Genomic DNA, 17374 nt, shown 5'->3' with positions numbered 1-17374 from the left:
GCGTTCCACTCCTTATCCCTTTTGGTTTGCCTTCATCACATGTATAAATTCATCAAGTGCTACTTCAATCTGTTCGCCCGTCTGTGAATCCTTTACATTGATTTTATTTTGGGCAAGCTCATCTTCACCCAAAATCGCAATAAATCTGGCATTCAGGCGGTCAGCTGTTTTAAACTGGCCTTTCATTTTCTTATTTTCATAATCAATTTCGCTGGAAATGCCTGCTTCTCTCAGTTTGTACACCAATGAAACAGAATAATCCTTCGCTTTTTCACCGAGTGTGACAATATAGCAGTCGATTCCCTGATCAACAGGCAGTTCTCTTTTTTCAGCATCAATTGCGGCAAGCAGGCGTTCAATGCTCATCGCAAATCCGATGCCCGGCGCTTCAGGTCCACCGATCTGTTCGACAAGTCCGTCGTAGCGTCCGCCGCCGGCAAGTGTCGTAATCGCGCCAAAGCCCTCCGCATTGCTCATGATTTCAAATGCGGTGTGGTTGTAATAATCCAATCCTCTCACAAGGTTAGGATCGATTTCATACGAAATGCCAAGGTCGTTTAAGTATTGTTTCACTTTTTCAAAATAAGCGGCTGATTCTTCATTTAAATAGGTCAAAATCGAAGGTGCCGATTTCATCAGCTCATGATCTCGGTCTTTTTTGCAGTCCAAGATTCTGAGCGGGTTCGTGTGCAGACGTGACTGGCAGTCTGAACAAAACTCTTCGATGCGAGGCTCAAAATGTTTCACGAGCGCTTCTCTGTAGCTTTTGCGGCTTTCTTGATCGCCGAGACTGTTTAGAACAAGCTTAACGTTTTGCAAGCCTGCTTTTTGATAAATACTCATCGCAAGCGCCATTACTTCTGCATCGATCGCAGGGTCTTTCGAGCCAATCGCTTCAATTCCGAATTGATAGAACTGGCGGAAGCGACCCGTCTGCGGACGTTCGTAACGGAACATCGGCCCGACATAATAAAGCTTTGTCGGCTGAACAGGATTTGCGAATAGCTTGTTTTCATTAAACGCGCGAACCGCTGCAGCGGTTCCCTCTGGACGAAGCGTCAGGCTTCTGCCTTTGCGGTCCTGAAAGGTATACATTTCTTTTTGTACGATATCCGTTGACTCCCCGACACCTCTGGCAAACAGTTCTGTATGCTCAAAAATCGGTGTGCGGATTTCTTTATATTGATAAGTGCGGCAAGTGTCTCTCATAATTTGTTCAACAAACTGCCAGCGATCTGATTCTCCAGGCAGAATATCCTGTGTTCCTCTCGGAATGTTATATCCCATATGTAGACCTCCTTATGTATTCCTTATAAAATATACAATTATCGTTAATGATGAAAATGAAAAAAACCCCCGCCCCTACTATACATGTATAGTAGGGACGAGAGTTATACCCGTGGTGCCACCCTAGTTGGAATATGTTCATATTCCCGCTCGATCCTTTAACGCAGGTTCACGTTCACTGCCTAATGACGGGATTAACGCGTTCAGCAGGAAACCTCCGGAGTGTTGTTTCGAGAAAGACGCAATGGGATCCGCTTTCAGCCGGGGCGGTTCCTCTCTAGCCATGCAATCTGACCTACTCTTCTCCATTATTGGTTCAAATCATTCATCATTTGCTATGTACTCAATTTCTATTATAATAATGGGATTGGGGTTCTCTGTCAAGCTTTATTCCGGTTGTTTTTCCTCATCGCTGCTTCTTTGGACATAAGACCAAATTCAGAAGCTGTTTCCGTTAGATAACCGGTCGTATCGGGGTCAGCGTGATCGCTGTAATGCAGATTTGCTTCACCGTCGTGAAATGCGCGTCCCATTTTTGGATGATATTTCATGATTTGCACACCTTTTTGATTTATTTACGCCTAGTATAAACAAATCATTTTATTTTTATTTAAAAATCAGAAAGGACTTTACGATATTAAGCAAGAATGCTTTTTTTATGATCATCGAAAGGAGGACACAATGAGCAAGAAATACTTTGTTCTTATTGTATGTATTATCGTCGCCGGGGCGCTTTTCCCGCCTTTTTCATCTGTTACAGCCGCTCAGGGAGAAGCGGTCATCGCAACAGATGAAATGAACGTCAGAAGCGGCCCGGGGCTTAGCTACGGCATTACAGCGGAAGTGAAAAAGGGAGAGCACTACCCGATTTTAAAGGAAGACGGGGACTGGGTGCAGATACAGCTTAGTTCCGGAGAAAAAGGATGGGTGGTCTCCTGGCTTATTACAAAGGAAGACCAGGCCAGCTCAAGTTCTTCAGAAAGCAGTAGCACTGTGACATCAACAGACCCCGATCTGCGGATGAGAACCGGACCGGGCACTTCATACGAAGTCATCGGCAAATTCCCTCAAGGCAGCCAAGCATCTGTCATTGATAAAGATTCCGGCTGGATCAAGATATCCTATCAAAATGCCACCGGATGGGTGTCATCTGAATATGTCACGTCAGGCGGAAGCAGTTCAGCAGCTGATGAGAGCGATCAAACCGAATCTTCCGGGGCATCAACGGGCACAGTCGGTGTTTCTTCACTTAATGTAAGAGCCTCCGCCTCACATGACGCGGCGATTATAACAAAACTTGACCGCGGAATGAAACTGACGATTCTCAACGAGAAAAATGGCTGGGCTCACATCGAGGTGAATGGGCTGAAAGGCTGGGTTGCAAGTCATTACCTTTTGACTAGTTCTGATCCAGCTGAAGATTCAGCAAATGCCGGCAGTTCATCCACCGCTAAAAAAGCCTATATCGTATACGGAGGAACGAATTTAAGAAGTGAAGCGTCAACATCAGCTTCGATCGTTGAACGTGCTGCCAAAGGCGATTCGTATACCATTACTGGTTCAAAGGGAAGCTGGTATGAAATTAAGCTTGATAACGGGCAGACTGCTTATGTAGCCAATTGGGTGGTCCAAACGTCTAAAAGCGCAGAAGAAGCAGGTGAGCCGCCTGTCTCTGATTCCCCGTCCGGAAACGGCTCTCTGAACAATAAAACGATTATTGTTGACCCGGGACACGGAGGAAAAGACAGCGGAACGATCGGCTATTCGGGCAAATTTGAGAAAAACCTGACGATCAAGACGGCAAAGCTGCTCGCCAGTAAACTCAGATCAGCTGGAGCAGATGTGTATGTGACACGCCAGGATGATACCTTTGTCAGTTTACAGTCACGGGTCTCCACGTCTCACTATCGCAACGCTGACGCCTTTATAAGCATTCACTATGACAGCTATGCAGATACTTCCACAAGAGGCAGCACTGCTTATTACTACAGTCCTGCCAAAGATCAGGAACTGGCATCAGATGTACACTCTGAAGTGGTAAAGCGTTCTTCCATTCCTGACCGCGGCGTGTTATTCGGAGATTATTTTGTGCTCAGGGAAAACAGGCAGCCCGCTATGCTGTATGAGCTGGGATATGTAAGCCATCCGCAGGAAGAAGCCATTGTACATAGCAATTCATACCAAGAAAAAGTAACAGACGGGATTGAAAGTGGATTAGAGAAATATTTCCAATAAAAAAAGCTGCCTCTTGGCAGCTTTTTTATTTTGAATCCATAATGAGCGTGACCGGTCCGGAGTTTGTTAGCTGAACATCCATCATTGCTCCAAACGTTCCGGTCTCCACCTTGATTCCTTTTTCACGAAGCAGGTCATTCCATTTTTCATAAAGCCCTAAAGCTTTATCAGGTTTGGCGGCGTTCATGTAGTTCGGCCGGCGCCCTTTTTTCGTATCTCCGTAAAGCGTAAACTGTGAGACAGATAAAATCTCTCCTCCTATATCTAAAAGAGACAGATTCATTTTTCCTTCACTGTCATCAAAAATACGTAGATGAACAACTTTATCGGCTAAGTAAGCTGCATCCTCTTCTGTATCATCGTGAGTGATGCCGACCAGCACCATGAGGCCTTGTCCAATTTGACCGACAACCTCTTCATCCACAGTAACGTTTGCTTCTGTTACTCGCTGAACAACTAATCTCATTTTTAACCCCTCTAGTTCATGACGCGGCGCACAGAATAGATATCTCTTATCTGTTTAATACGCTCGACGACTTTATGCAAGTGATTAATATTCTGAATGAAAATCGCCATATGAATGGTTGCCACTTTATTGCGGTCCGATTTGCCAGAGACAGATGAAATATTTGTTTTCGTTTCATTCACTGCCTGAAGCACCTCGTTCAGCAATCCGCGGCGGTCATAACCAAGAATCTCTATCTCAACATTGTATTCCTTGCGCTTTTGAACCTGTGACTCATGTTCCCACTCTACCGGGATCAGCCGCTCCTGGGCTTCATTCGTTTTGACATTCGGACAGTCTTCACGATGGACCGAAACCCCTCTGCCTTTTGTGATAAATCCGACAATATCGTCACCCGGTACAGGATTGCAGCATTTTGATAAACGGACAAGAAGATTGTCGATGCCCTTGACGCGAACGCCCGCTTCCCGTTTTCTTCCTTGCGGGTATGGCTTAGATTCCGCAGTGACTTCCTGAACGATCTTTTCCTGTTCTTCCTGATCGCGTTGCTTTCTCTCTTTTTCCGTCAGGCGGTTTGCCACCTGCAAGGCTGTAATGCCGTTGTAGCCGACCGCTGCGTACATATCCTCTTCATTTGAGAAATTAAACTTGTCAGCAACCTTCTGGATATTCTCCGGCGTTAAGACATCCTTCACTTCAAAATCCAGATTTTTAATTTCTTTTTCTACCAGTTCACGGCCTTTTTCGACATTTTCTTCGCGCCGCTGTTTCTTAAAGAATTGACGGATCTTATGCTTCGCCTGGGATGTTTGGGCAAGCTTCACCCAATCCTGGCTCGGACCGTAGGAATGCTTAGAGGTGAGAATTTCAACGATATCACCTGTCCGAAGCTTATGGTCCAGCGTTACCATTTTTCCGTTTACTTTGGCACCGATTGTTTTATTGCCGATTTCAGAGTGAATCCGGTAAGAAAAATCAATCGGAACAGAACCGGACGGAAGCTCGATTACATCTCCTTTCGGCGTAAAGACATACACCATGTCAGAAAACAAATCGATTTTGAGCGATTCCATAAATTCTTCTGCATCAGTTGATTCATTTTGGAATTCTAAAATTTCACGGAACCAAGAAAGCTTTTTCTCAAAGGTTGCGCCTTCATTGGCCGCTTTCCCTTCTTTATAAGCCCAGTGAGCCGCAACCCCGTATTCCGCAATTTCATGCATTTCAAAGGTGCGGATCTGCACTTCAAGCGGATCGCCTTTAGGCCCGATAACCGTTGTATGAAGCGATTGATACATATTCGGCTTCGGCATTGCGATATAATCTTTGAATCTGCCGGGCATCGGTTTCCAGCATGTGTGAATGATGCCGAGCACCGCGTAGCAGTCCTTTATGCTATTCACAAGAATGCGGACAGCCAGCAAATCGTAAATTTCGTTGAATTGCTTATTTTGCAGCACCATTTTTCGATAAATACTGTAAATATGCTTTGGACGTCCCGAGAAGTCAGCCTTGATATTCACTTCTTCGACACGTTTCTTCACTTCATTGACAACCTCTTCGACATAAAGCTCACGTTCTGCGCGTTTCTTCTTCATGAGGTTGACAATTCTGTAATATTGCTGAGGATTCAAATAACGGAGCGCCGTATCTTCCAATTCCCACTTAATTTTTGAAATCCCGAGACGATGCGCCAAAGGAGCAAAAATTTCCAGCGTTTCATTTGAAATTCTCCGCTGTTTTTCCTGAGGAAGATGTTTCAGCGTCCGCATATTGTGAAGACGATCCGCCAGCTTGATCAGTATGACCCGGATATCTTGAGCCATAGCGACAAACATTTTGCGATGATTTTCCGCCTGTTGTTCCTCTTGAGATTTATATTTAATTTTGCCGAGCTTCGTTACGCCGTCCACAAGCATTGCCACTTCTTCCGAAAATGCTTCTTTCAGGTCATCGAGCGTCACATCTGTATCTTCCACGACATCGTGCAAAAATCCGCCTGCGATCGTGGAAGGGTCCATTTCAAGATCAACGAGAATGCCCGCAACCTGAATCGGATGAATTATATATGGCTCGCCCGATTTGCGGTATTGCTCGCGATGAGCACCTTCAGCGTACAGATATGCTTTTTCGACAAATGCGATATGCTCATCAGATAGATAGCTGCGCGCTTTATCAATAACTTGCTCGGCAGTCAATACTTGTTCGTTCGCCATGGAATCACCTTTTTTAAAATGTAAACTGTATTGTAGTTTATTATCAAGAAAAAAACGAAAGATGTAAAGAGCAGAAGTTCAAATAGCCAAATATTATATAAAATAAATGTCAAAACAATAGGAAAAAAGCACCCTGACATGGAGTGCTTTTTCCGTTATGCGATTATCCTCAGTATTTCATTAATGTTAAAATGTCATAATCATCAAGTTTTTCTCTGCCATCAAGGTAAGAAAGCTCGATTAAGAAAGCGATACCAGCAACAACGCCGCCAAGCTCTTCAACAAGTTTGATTGTGGCTTCAATTGTGCCGCCTGTCGCAAGCAGGTCGTCTGTAATAAGCACACGCTGCCCCGGTTGAATGGCATCTTTGTGGATCGTTAATACGTCTTTTCCGTATTCCAAGCCGTAATCCACTTTGATCACTTCACGTGGCAGTTTGCCTTCTTTGCGGACCGGCGCAAAACCTACGCCTAGCGCGTAAGCAACGGGACAGCCGATAATAAAGCCGCGCGCTTCAGGGCCGACGACCAAATCAATTTGTTTTTCTTTCGCATATTCAACAATTTGATCTGTGGCATAGCGGTATACATCGCCTTTATCCATCAGTGTCGTAATATCTTTAAATTGCACGCCCTCTTTCGGGTAATCCGGTACAATTGTTACGTATTGTTTTAAATCCATCTGTTTTATGTCCTCCTCGTACTTTCATAAGCCTCTGAATCTTGTTTCATCAGCTTATTCAGCCATTCCTTCAGCTCTTCAGCAGAAGAATAATTCAGCTTTTGATCCAGTTCCATCAGCTGCTGTTTCTCCTGATATGTTTGTGAGTCTGTTAAGTCGCGTTTCTTTACTCCGCTAACCACAGACAGCACACCATTCTCTATTTTAACAAAACCTAGATCAAAAAACACCTTTGTCATGAAATTGATTGTTTCAACGGACCAGCCTTTATGTCTTGCAAGCTCTGAACCGTGTTTTTTTACGTCAAAAGCGCCTCTTTTCAGCAAGAACGCATAATACCATTTAAAGTGGTCTCTTGCGGGAAAAGTTGATAAAAAGTGGTCCTCATGATTGAGAAAAATAAAATATATCCGCTCAGGCGCCTTGCCTTCCAGCAAACGTGCAAGCATGTCCAACGAAGGCGGCGGATCAAGTAATACAATATATGCACCATCGAGGTCAAACGCCTTCGCTTGATCTACAGAGCTAATGACGTGCACTTCGCGGCGAAGGTCTTCAGTCTGAAGAAGTGTTGTTGAGTCTTCTTTGAAAGAGACAATGGCCCGTTTAGCAGATGGAAGGGCGGAAACTGTGTCTTCCCACATCCGTTTTCCCCTTAAATCAAACAGCTGCCATTCAGAAACAGCGGCATCCTTAATCATAAGCTGCGGTTTTTTTCTATTGTTCCATTCGTTGATTGACATCTCACCGACAATTGAAATTCTTGAACCCGGGACGATGCCTTCTTCAAGCTCACCTTTATTAAAACCGACGCAATCAAGCTGGGATGACTCGTTTCTGACCGTCATTTTGACATGATTTTTATTAGCCCCGATCTTGCGGACATCTTCCAGCACAGCGTTTTCTACGAGAACGTGCGGTTTCGGGTTCAGCATGCCAAATGGGGACAGCTGGTTCATCTCTGTGATGCTTTCAACTGTAATGTCCTCGACATCGCAGACAAGATCGACTTCCTGTACAGGAATAAAATCTTCTTCCGTAAGCGTGTTGTTCGCTATTTCATTCAGCCTGTTACGCAAATCCGGCACATCTTCGGCATTCAGCGTCATCCCCGCCGCCATTGGATGGCCGCCGAAATGAGGGAGAATATCTCTGCATTCAGAAAGGCTCTCGAATAAATTAAAGCCCCTGATGCTTCGGGCCGAACCTTTAGCAATCCCTTTTTCTTCATCAATGCCGAGCACAATGGCCGGTCTGTAGAAACGGTCCACTAGCTTTGAAGCCACAATCCCGACGACTCCCGGATTCCACCCGGCTTTGGCCACGACGATTGCAGTTTGATTGAGACCTTGCTGTTCAACCATTTCAATCGCTTCATCCGTCATTTTGCTGACCATCTTTTGGCGTTCTTTGTTCAGCTGATCAATTTCAGCGGCAAGCTCTTCCGCTTCAAACGGATCCTCTGACATGAGCAAATGAACTGCGGGATCAGCCTGTTCAATTCTTCCGACGGCATTCAGCCTTGGTGCAAGCTGGAAACCGACTGTTTCTTCGTTCGCTTCTCCGATGTCTCCGCCTGACAGCTTGATCAGCTCTTTTAAACCCAGCCGAGTCGTCCGCCGAAGCCTTTCAAGTCCTAGTGTTGCAATTAATCTGTTTTCGTCATGCAGCGGGACAAGATCGGCAATAGTACCGATTGCCGCCAAGTCAAGCAGTTCATCTGGAAGTTCGCCCAATAAAGCGTGAGCAAGCTTAAACGCGACTCCGACCCCGGCCAATTCTTTAAACGGGTAGGTGCAGCCCGGCTGCTTCGGGTGGACGATCGCGTGAACATCCGGGAGCTCCGGTCCCGGCTCATGGTGATCGGTTATAATGACATCCAGCCCAAGTTCCTTTGCCACCTTTGCTTCATGCACGGCGGCAATTCCTGTATCAACCGTAATAATCAGAGAGAAGCCCCGTTCTTTAATCGAACGGAACGCCTGTTCATTAGGGCCATATCCTTCTTTAAAGCGGTCAGGTATATAAAAATCAACTTGAGCCGACAGCTTTTGCAGTGTGTGCAGCATCACTGACGTACTGGTAACTCCATCGGCGTCATAATCGCCATATATCATAATCTGTTCTTGTTGTGAAATCGCCTGTTTTATACGCTCTGCCGCTTCTTTCATGCCCTTCATTTCAAAAGGGTCATAAAAATCGGCATCCTTTGTATGTAAAAACAGCTTTGCGCTTTCTGCCGTATCAAAGCCTCTTTTTACAAGCAGGGACGCAACAAGAGGTGTTATATGCAATTGTTCTGTGAGTGATTTGACCTTATCCTGATCTGGTCGCTGGATTTCCCATCGCATTTTTGACGCTAACATAAATTCACCCCTCAACCACCCTATTATACTAGAGCAAGCTGAGGGGTTTCAAATATTATTCGAAAACTAGTCTTTTTTCTCAATCACGGCTGATGCATCCTGTGTATCGGTCTGATCAGCAAGTTGAGTATCCTCTTGTTTATGTATCGCAGTTTTGTTTTCTTTCCGCAGCGCTTTTATTTCCCGCTTTAATTTCATCACCTGAAAAATCCCAACAGAAAACACGATCAGCGCTCCCATTAAAACTGAGCCTAAAATGACAAGAATGAGCGGCCATTCTGATCTGCCAAACAGGTAATCAACTTCTACCGATCTGACATTAATGACTGCAAAAATAGCGACAATTAAGGTAAAAATAAGTGCGAAAATAATGGTCCATTGTTTATTCATTCTCTTTCCCCCAAACTTCACTTATTGAGGTAACTTTCCCTATCAAGACTGGTTTTAAACATGGCTTGACGCTAGGTCAAGCCTCATTTGCAGTTAATTTTTCCCGGATCAGCCTCTTCAGTCCGTTTCTCTCACCGGAAATCACAAGGGTATCGCCCTCATCAATGACTGTTTCAGATCCCGGATTTAATTGTTTTTCTTGATTCTTCTTAATGATCGCAATGACAGTCACATGATATTCCTGCCCTGCATCCAAATCACCAATTGTATGATGAATGGCAGGCGCTCCAGTCTCTGCTTTAAACCATTCTATGATCAAATCACCAAGGGCTGCCTCGACGCTTTCTAATGCTTTCGGTTTATATGCCATTCCGCCGAGAATTGCAGAAATTTGCCTAGCTTCAGCGTCATCTAACTGCACGGAGGCAACACATTCTTCATGATCGTTTTCGTCAAAATAGTATAGCTCTCTCCGGCCGTCATGATGAATAATAATTGAAATTTTATCGTGGTTTCTAGTAATCATTTCAACTTTTTGCCCTATGCCCGGCAGCTCTGATTCGCGAACCCTCATATATAACCCTCCCACATTCTGAAAACCTGTCACAAACACTCTTAACACCATTTATATGTTTAAATGTAAGCGTATGTCATTATAGCAAATGTCTATTTTAAGTTCAATGAAACTTCAAAAAAGCAGGCTGCCCTGCAAAGGACAGCCTGTTTTTTTATTGTGCCGAATCTTTTTTCAGTTCTTTTCCTTTCCATGCAAGCCAAATTTGTGCGGCAATGTAGAGAGAAGAATAAACGCCTGTTAACAACCCGACCAATAGAGCAATTGAGAAGTTTGTAATAGAAGATGCCCCAAAGATCAGTAATGTCACGACAACAATCACGACAGTTAATACTGTGTTAATAGATCGTGTAAAGGTTTGCTGCAGGCTCAGGTTTACAATATGATTCAGGTCGGCAAATGTTTTCGGTTTGCGCTTTTTCATATGCTCGCGAACCCTGTCAAATGTAACGATAGTATCGTTAATAGAATACCCGATAATCGTCAAGACGGCCGCGATGAACGTAACATCTACCTCAAGCCTTGTAATGCTAAAGAACGTGACGATAAAGAAAGCGTCATAAAGCAGTGAAGCTATTGCGGCAATCGCCATTTTGTATTCGAATCGGATCGAAACGTAAATGATGATGCCAATTGAAGCTATAGCAACTGCGTACAGCGCATTTCTTGCCAGCTCTTTGCCGACTGTCGGTGAAACTGTGCTGACATTTGGCTCTGATCCGTATTTGTCTTTGAAATACGTTTTGACTTTTGCAATGGTTTCTTTATCTGGCACTCCAACAAAACGGGCAACACCGATATTGCTCTTTTCGCCTGACAGAACTACAGTATCAGGTTCCATGCCCAGAGATTGAAAATCCTTCTCCACCTGCTCTGTCGTCAGCTTATGGTCGCTTTGCACTTCAATACGTGCACCGCTTGCAAAGTCAATGCCAAGATTCAACTTGAACACAAGCAGGATAATAATCCCGGCTATCGTGACCGCACTGGAGAAAATAAAGAAATATTTGCGTTTGCTCGTGAAATCCCATTTTTGGAACGGTGTATGCGGCTCTGTATTTTCGTCCGTATCCTGAATATCCATGATATGCTTCTTGTTGACGCCGAACCAGCCTTTTTTCCGATCAAGCCATCTGCTTTCCACAAGGAGAGCGAGAAGAAATCTCGATAAGAAAACGGCAGTGATAAAGCTTGTCAAAATCGACAGAATCAGCATCGTCGCAAACCCTTTAACAGAGCTTGTCCCGAAGATAAAGAGCACAACTGCTGCAATAATCGTTGTAATATTCGCGTCAAAAATCGTCGCAAATGACCGTCTGTTTCCTGAACGGAAGGCAGAGCGGACTGACTTTCCTAGCTTGAGCTCTTCTTTAATCCGCTCATAGGTGATGATGTTGGCGTCAACAGCCATCCCGACACCTAAAATGAGAGCGGCAATTCCCGGAAGTGTAAGTACAGCATTCATCCAGTCAAAAATCTGGAGTGTAATGTATACATAAACTGATAGCGTAATCACAGCGATTAATCCCGGCAGGCGGTAATAGAAAAGCATAAATAAGAAAATAATTGCAATACCGACAATACCGGCAAACACCGTATCATGGAGTGCCTGCTGGCCGAATTGTGCGCCTACTGATGTCGAATATTTTTCAGTCAGTTTCACAGGAAGCGCGCCGGCGTTTAAAATGCTGGCTAAATCTTTCGCTTCTTGAACGGTAAATTGTCCTTCAATTGTAACGTCTGTTGTGTTTAATTCCTGACTTACATTTGGAGCGGATACATATTTAGGATGCTCTTTTTGAACTTCTTTTTTGAAGGAGTCCCCTTTTTCGTAATCCATCCAAATGACAAGCTGGTTATTTGGCGCCATTTTCATGACCTTTTTGGTCACTTCACCGAATTTATCAGCATCTTTCAGTTTAATACTGACAATCGGTTCATTTGTTTTGGCATCATATGTTTGTTTGGCTCCGTTTTCGACGAGGTCAGAGCCATTCAGCAATTCTTTGTCATTCGTATCTCTGAAAGAAAGCTGGGCTTCAGTCGCCAAGATTTCACGCGCTCTGTTTTGGTTTGTCACCCCAGCGAGCTGAACGCGAATCCGGTTATTTCCTTCAATTTGGATGTTCGGTTCGCTGACACCGAGAACGTTGGCCCTGCGGTTCAGCGCCTCTACTGTGCTGACCAGAACGTCTTTTGTGATTTTGTCACCTTTTTTTACGGGCTGTACATCATACAGCACCTCAAATCCGCCTTGCAAATCCAATCCTAACGTAATATTGTTAGCGGCAGGCTTCGTAAAGTAGCCCAAGCCCGTGCCGATCAATAAAACGAAAAGGAAAAACGCAATCAAGCGTCCTTTTTTCATTATGTATATCCTCCCTTAAACCTGTGCGAATCAACCTGCTATCTCAGCAGTTCTTCCAATGCTTCCTGGCCTTCTTCACTTCCCAGCCAATTAGACGTTTTAAATGACTCAACGGTTGCATAGTTCATAAATTCGCCAATTTTCACTGATAAAATATCGCTCGTCATCTCATAAATGTGCAGTTCCGTTTTCTTTTTCCACTTCTTACCTGTTAAGTATGACCACAAACTTTCGAGTTCAACATCATCATACCCGAGAATCTTAAACTCTTCCAGTTTGCTGTAAAGAAACGGCCTGACGTGGTCTTTATATAGATCGGCGGGATGCTTCTCCATGAATTCCACGCTCCTTTTTATTGTTTTTCAAGAAGACTTGTCATGCTTGGACGATATATACGCATATCTTTATTGTATATGATTACAGGTAGTTTGAGAAGGCAGGGGGTAAAAATGGCGAAACAGACGTTTTTAAAGGGCACTCTTATCCTTATCGCAGCAGGAATGGTTACAAGAATGCTCGGGTTTGTCAACCGGGTGGTTATCGCCCGTTTTATCGGTGAAGAAGGAGTCGGGCTTTACATGATGGCGGTGCCTACCTTTTTCTTAGCCACTACATTAACTCAATTCGGTCTGCCGGTGGCGATCAGTAAGCTTGTGGCTGAAGCCAGCGCGCGCGGCGATCATCAAAAAACGAAAAATATTTTAGTCATGTCTCTGACCATCACAGGAGTGCTCAGCCTGATCTTTACACCGCTGTTTCTGTTTTTCGCCCCGGTTATGGCTGAAACGATGCTGACAGATAAGAGAACATTGTACCCGCTTCTGGCCATTACGCCAGTTGTACCGATTATCGCTATATCGAGTGTACTGAGGGGTTACTTTCAAGGAAAACAGAATATGAACCCGCTTGCCGTGTCTCAAGTCCTTGAACAGGTCGTCCGGATTTCACTTGTCGCTGTATGCACGACGATTTTTCTCCCTTACGGAATTGAATATGCTGCAGCGGGGGCAATGATCTCCTCAGTCGCAGGGGAACTGGCGTCACTCCTTTATTTATTCATTTGCTTTAAGTATAAAAAGACAATTAAAATCAGAAAGCACTTTTTCCAGTCAATAAAAAACGGAAAACAAACTTTTTCCCAGTTAATGAGCGTATCCCTTCCAACGACCGGAAGCCGTTTTATCGGAAATCTTTCTTGGTTTTTTGAGCCGATTGTCGTCGCCCAAAGCCTTGCCATTGCCGGCGTGGCGACAGTTGCCGCAACAAAGCAATACGGCGAACTGACGGGCTTTGCCATGACGCTGCTGACTCTGCCCAGCTTTATTACATATTCTTTGTCGACCGCGCTTGTTCCTGCGATCAGTGAAGGAATGGAGCAGAAAAAATTGCAGGTGGTGGAATACCGCTTGGAACAAGCCATGCGGCTCTGCCTGCTTAGCGGAGGCATTTCAGTTGTCATTTTATTCGTATTTGCGGATGAGCTGATGAGGGTGATGTATGGGTCCTCAGGCGCTGCTGTATTTATAAAAGTGATGGCCCCGTTTTTTCTGCTTTATTATTTCCAAGGCCCTCTTCAAGCAGTGCTGCAGGCGCTTAATTTAGCCGGGGCTGCGATGATGAACAGCCTAATCGGAGCGCTTGTCAAAACAGGCCTTATTTTCGTCCTTGCCACCAGACCGTCCCTCGGCATTATGGGCGCAGCATTAGCCATTGTGACAGGTATGGTGCTCGTCACGCTTTTGCACGCGGCAACAGTAAGCAAGGTACTGCCGATCAGTATTAAAATCAAGGAGTACGCACTCAGTTTTGCTGTTATTGTGATTTCCGGATTCATCAGTTCCGCCATCAAACAATGTGTAAGCTTTGGAGCGTCCGAGGCTGTGAATGTCGCCGGATGGATTGCGATGAGTGCAGGCATCTATATCATCCTCCTGCTCGCATTCGGTTTAATTAAAAAAGATGAGCTTCGCCGCATTCCTATTATCGGACGTCTGATCGTCCGGTAAAGGTCACGTGCGGTGCCCATCTTTTTCATCAATAAATAACTCTCCGTCAGTAAACGAGCAAAAAGAAATGTCTGAAGGGTTTGTATATCCGTGTTTTCGTAACTTTTCATGCAGCCACTGTTTGTCTTTGCCGATTCTGGACAGGTTTTCTGTTTGAATAGAGCCGTCTATAATCAGCGGCATTTCGAGCTGCCGATGCTCTCCGCTGTTTTCTTTCTTTACAACAGTCAGTTTGCCTGACGGCTCTAAAATAGCAAATGATACATCAGATACTCTGTCGATATTATTTTCTCTGAGCTGAACCATTAAATCATCAAAATTATAACGCTGTGATTTCATGGCGTCTTCGTCAATTTTTCCGTATTTAATAATAATGGTCGGCTTGCCGTCCAAAAGCTGGCGAACTTTTCGGTTTTTTAAAGATAAGTATGCGAATGTCACTTGGATGATCATTAATACAAGCATTGGCAAAATGGTGTGAAATAGATGATCTTCTACGTTTTCTATGGCTAAAACGGCAATTTCAGCCATCATGATAAAGACAACGAGATCTAAAATACTAAGCTCCCCGATTTCCCGTTTGCCCATGAAACGAAAAATGACCAGTATCACAAAATATAATACGATTGTGCGAAACGCAATAGTGAGAAGCTCTTCCATCATGCACCTCCAACTCATCATAGGATGCAACAAAACGAACAATTTATGTAAGGAAAACCGATCGTATTTCATAAAGCTTTTACGTCTAATTCATGGGATAAGGGAATACATTTTTACAAAGACGAGCCATCAGCATGTCTGACGGCTTTGTTCAAAAAGATCAGAAGCCTTTTAATACAGGCAGAGAGGAGACATTCATGGAGGAAACGAAACAAGTTGGAAAAGGCATTCTTTACGGCTTAATCGCCATATTCTCAGCCATGCTCCTGACGAGTTTAGCCGTTTCACTTTTACTGACAGCAACCTCGCTTGAAGAGGCATCATTCAACTGGCTGATCAACGCCATCTCATTTCTTTCTTTATTTATCGGCGGGTTTATTTCAGGGGGGAAAGGGAAAGAAAGAGGCTGGATGATCGGGGCATTGACTGCCTTAAGCTTTTCTCTGATTATTTTATTGTTTCAGTATTTAGGATTCGGAAAGACATTTACAGCAGAACAGCTGCTATTCCATCTTGGATTTTTAGGGGTATGCATGCTGGGCGGGATTTTCGGCGTGAACATGAGGGGAAACAGGTCTTCCACATAAAAAAAAAAAAAAGAGCGGGTTCACCCGCTCTTTTTTTTGTTTGCTATGTATAGCTCCTGCTGTTATTCAGCAGCAGAAACTTCTCTGATCGCGCGGCGGTCGAACGTAAGACGTGTGTTTTCACCAGTCTTAATGACGACTTTGCTTTCGTCGATAGAGTCAACAGTACCGTGCAATCCCCCGATTGTCACTACTGAATCGCCTTTTTTCAGTTCCTCCTGCATTTGGCGTACTGCCTTTTGCTGTTTTTGCTGAGGACGAATCAGCAAGAAGTAAAGGACCGCAAACATTAAAATAATAGGAACCAATGTACCTAAAGTGCCTGTCATGATTTTCACCCCTTTCTGTAAGCCTGTTTTTCATTTTTATTTAGAAGCTTTTCGCATTTGGCTTGTTGTAGCCGTAACGCTCAAAGAACTCTTCTCTGAAATCACCCAGACGATCCTCACGAATAGCCTGTCTTACCTGCTCCATTAAGTGTAACAGAAAATGAAGGTTATGGTAAGTTGTTAATCGAAGGCCAAATGTTTCATTGCAGCGGATCAAGTGTCTGATATACGCGCGAGTGTAGTTTTTACATGTATAGCAATCACACTCTTCATCAATCGGACGGAAATCTCTTTCGAATTTCGCATTTTTCATATTGAGACGGCCTTCAGCTGTAAACACTGTGCCGTTTCTTGCAATCCGGGTAGGCAGCACACAGTCAAACATGTCGACCCCGCGGATCGCTCCGTCGATCAGTGCGTCCGGAGAACCGACTCCCATCAGATATCTCGGTTTATCCTTCGGCAGGAGCGGTGTTGTAAACTCGAGTACACGGTTCATGACATCCTTCGGCTCTCCGACTGATAATCCGCCTATAGCATATCCCGGGAAATCAAGGGAGATCAAGTCCTTCGCACTTTGTGTACGCAGATCTTCATATTCTCCGCCCTGTACAATGCCAAACAGCCCTTGTTCATCCTGACGGTTGTGGGCATTCAGGCAGCGTTCCGCCCATCGGCTTGTCCGCTCAACTGATCGCTTCATATAATCGTACTCTGCCGGGTACGGCGGACATTCGTCAAACGCCATCATAATATCAGAGCCGAGTGCGTTTTGGATTTCCATCGCTTTTTCCGGAGATAAAAACAGCTTGTCTCCATTTAGGTGATTGCGGAAATGGACGCCCTCTTCCTCTATATTACGAAACTTGCTTAAGGAAAAGACCTGAAAACCGCCTGAATCTGTTAAAATCGCGCGGTCCCAATTCATAAATTTGTGGAGCCCGCCTGCTTCCTTGACAATATCGTGACCCGGGCGGAGCCATAGGTGATAAGTGTTGCTTAAAATGATGCCTGCATCCATTGCTTTCAGCTCTTCAGGTGACATCGTTTTGACTGTCGCCAGTGTGCCGACCGGCATAAACACTGGTGTTTCAAAGGAGCCGTGAGGGGTATGCACTTTGCCCAGCCGAGCCCCTGTTTGTTTGCATTCTTTTATAAATTCATAGCGTATTGGTTGTTCAGCCACTTTTGATGAGGCCTCCTGTTCT

General features: G+C 44.6%; 16 protein-coding genes and 1 other annotated feature. Of the genes, 3 read left to right on the top strand and 13 right to left on the bottom strand.

The features are described 5' to 3' along the window. Positions 1 to 12: 12 nt before the first annotated feature. Both hisS and KHQ79_RS01835 read right to left on the bottom strand, forming a co-directional pair. Positions 13 to 1287 (bottom strand): histidine--tRNA ligase, encoded by a 1275-nt coding sequence (gene hisS / locus KHQ79_RS01840; protein WP_003237495.1) that lies wholly within the window; start codon positions 1285 to 1287, stop codon positions 13 to 15. 90 nt (positions 1288 to 1377) lie between these two features. Further along, positions 1378 to 1608, bottom strand: a binding site (T-box leader). Between the two features lie 59 nt (positions 1609 to 1667). Further along, positions 1668 to 1838 carry a YrzK family protein gene (locus KHQ79_RS01835; RefSeq protein WP_003237500.1) on the bottom strand — a complete coding sequence of 57 codons (171 nt, stop codon included), beginning with the start codon at positions 1836 to 1838 and terminating at the stop codon, positions 1668 to 1670. Positions 1839 to 1968: 130 nt separating this feature from the next. Here KHQ79_RS01835 and KHQ79_RS01830 point away from each other — a divergent pair, with 130 nt between their 5' ends. Then, a complete protein-coding gene (locus KHQ79_RS01830) occupies positions 1969 to 3522 on the top strand; it encodes an N-acetylmuramoyl-L-alanine amidase family protein (protein ID WP_225514099.1) in 1554 nt (517 codons plus the stop codon). 25 nt (positions 3523 to 3547) lie between these two features. Here the strand turns inward: KHQ79_RS01830 and dtd are convergent, their stop codons facing one another. The 8 genes from dtd to comN all read right to left on the bottom strand — a co-directional run bounded on the left by dtd (position 3548) and on the right by comN (position 12919). Beyond that, positions 3548 to 3988 carry a D-aminoacyl-tRNA deacylase gene (gene dtd, locus KHQ79_RS01825; RefSeq protein WP_003237504.1) on the bottom strand — a complete coding sequence of 147 codons (441 nt, stop codon included), beginning with the start codon at positions 3986 to 3988 and terminating at the stop codon, positions 3548 to 3550. Between the two features lie 11 nt (positions 3989 to 3999). Next, the gene (relA, locus tag KHQ79_RS01820; RefSeq protein WP_003237506.1) at positions 4000 to 6204 is read right to left on the bottom strand and encodes a GTP diphosphokinase; all 2205 of its coding nucleotides are present in this window, start codon (positions 6202 to 6204) and stop codon (positions 4000 to 4002) included. A 169-nt stretch (positions 6205 to 6373) separates the two neighbouring features. Continuing rightward, positions 6374 to 6886 carry an adenine phosphoribosyltransferase gene (locus tag KHQ79_RS01815; RefSeq protein ID WP_003237508.1) on the bottom strand — a complete coding sequence of 171 codons (513 nt, stop codon included), beginning with the start codon at positions 6884 to 6886 and terminating at the stop codon, positions 6374 to 6376. Between the two features lie 5 nt (positions 6887 to 6891). After that, complete coding sequence (gene recJ, locus KHQ79_RS01810) at positions 6892 to 9252, bottom strand: single-stranded-DNA-specific exonuclease RecJ (protein WP_119914087.1); 2361 nt, start codon at positions 9250 to 9252, stop codon at positions 6892 to 6894. A gap of 66 nt (positions 9253 to 9318) precedes the next feature. Beyond that, positions 9319 to 9642, bottom strand: a complete 324-nt coding sequence (locus KHQ79_RS01805) for a LapA family protein (protein ID WP_019259046.1) — start codon at positions 9640 to 9642, stop codon at positions 9319 to 9321. Between the two features lie 76 nt (positions 9643 to 9718). Continuing rightward, positions 9719 to 10216, bottom strand: coding sequence for a cation:proton antiporter regulatory subunit (locus KHQ79_RS01800; protein ID WP_003237514.1), 498 nt, complete (start codon positions 10214 to 10216; stop codon positions 9719 to 9721). 154 nt (positions 10217 to 10370) lie between these two features. Next, positions 10371 to 12584 carry a protein translocase subunit SecDF gene (secDF, locus tag KHQ79_RS01795; protein WP_225514098.1) on the bottom strand — a complete coding sequence of 738 codons (2214 nt, stop codon included), beginning with the start codon at positions 12582 to 12584 and terminating at the stop codon, positions 10371 to 10373. 38 nt (positions 12585 to 12622) lie between these two features. Continuing rightward, entirely contained in the window at positions 12623 to 12919 is a 297-nt protein-coding gene (gene comN, locus KHQ79_RS01790; RefSeq protein WP_003222684.1) for a post-transcriptional regulator ComN, read from the bottom strand. A gap of 114 nt (positions 12920 to 13033) precedes the next feature. On the opposite strand from comN, the gene spoVB reads away from it, so the two are divergent. After that, complete coding sequence (gene spoVB, locus KHQ79_RS01785; RefSeq protein WP_003237520.1) at positions 13034 to 14590, top strand: stage V sporulation protein B; 1557 nt, start codon at positions 13034 to 13036, stop codon at positions 14588 to 14590. 3 nt (positions 14591 to 14593) lie between these two features. On the opposite strand, the gene KHQ79_RS01780 is transcribed toward spoVB, so the two are convergent. Next, on the bottom strand, positions 14594 to 15250 hold the full coding sequence (locus KHQ79_RS01780) for a DUF421 domain-containing protein (RefSeq protein ID WP_060399142.1): 657 nt from the start codon (positions 15248 to 15250) through the stop codon (positions 14594 to 14596). Positions 15251 to 15447: 197 nt separating this feature from the next. Here KHQ79_RS01780 and KHQ79_RS01775 point away from each other — a divergent pair, with 197 nt between their 5' ends. Then, positions 15448 to 15837 (top strand): TIGR04086 family membrane protein, encoded by a 390-nt coding sequence (locus KHQ79_RS01775; protein WP_032731974.1) that lies wholly within the window; start codon positions 15448 to 15450, stop codon positions 15835 to 15837. Between the two features lie 62 nt (positions 15838 to 15899). Here the strand turns inward: KHQ79_RS01775 and yajC are convergent, their stop codons facing one another. Both yajC and tgt read right to left on the bottom strand, forming a co-directional pair. Then, positions 15900 to 16166, bottom strand: coding sequence for a preprotein translocase subunit YajC (gene yajC / locus KHQ79_RS01770; RefSeq protein WP_003237527.1), 267 nt, complete (start codon positions 16164 to 16166; stop codon positions 15900 to 15902). 40 nt (positions 16167 to 16206) lie between these two features. Continuing rightward, positions 16207 to 17352, bottom strand: a complete 1146-nt coding sequence (gene tgt / locus KHQ79_RS01765; RefSeq protein WP_003237529.1) for a tRNA guanosine(34) transglycosylase Tgt — start codon at positions 17350 to 17352, stop codon at positions 16207 to 16209. Between the last annotated feature and the right edge of the window lie 22 nt (positions 17353 to 17374).

Origin of the sequence: Bacillus sp. TSO22 (assembly GCF_020223595.1) — a bacterium.
In the GTDB taxonomy this organism is placed as follows: Bacteria; Bacillota; Bacilli; order Bacillales; family Bacillaceae; genus Bacillus; species Bacillus inaquosorum.
This window is presented reverse-complemented; position numbering and strand designations above follow the sequence as displayed.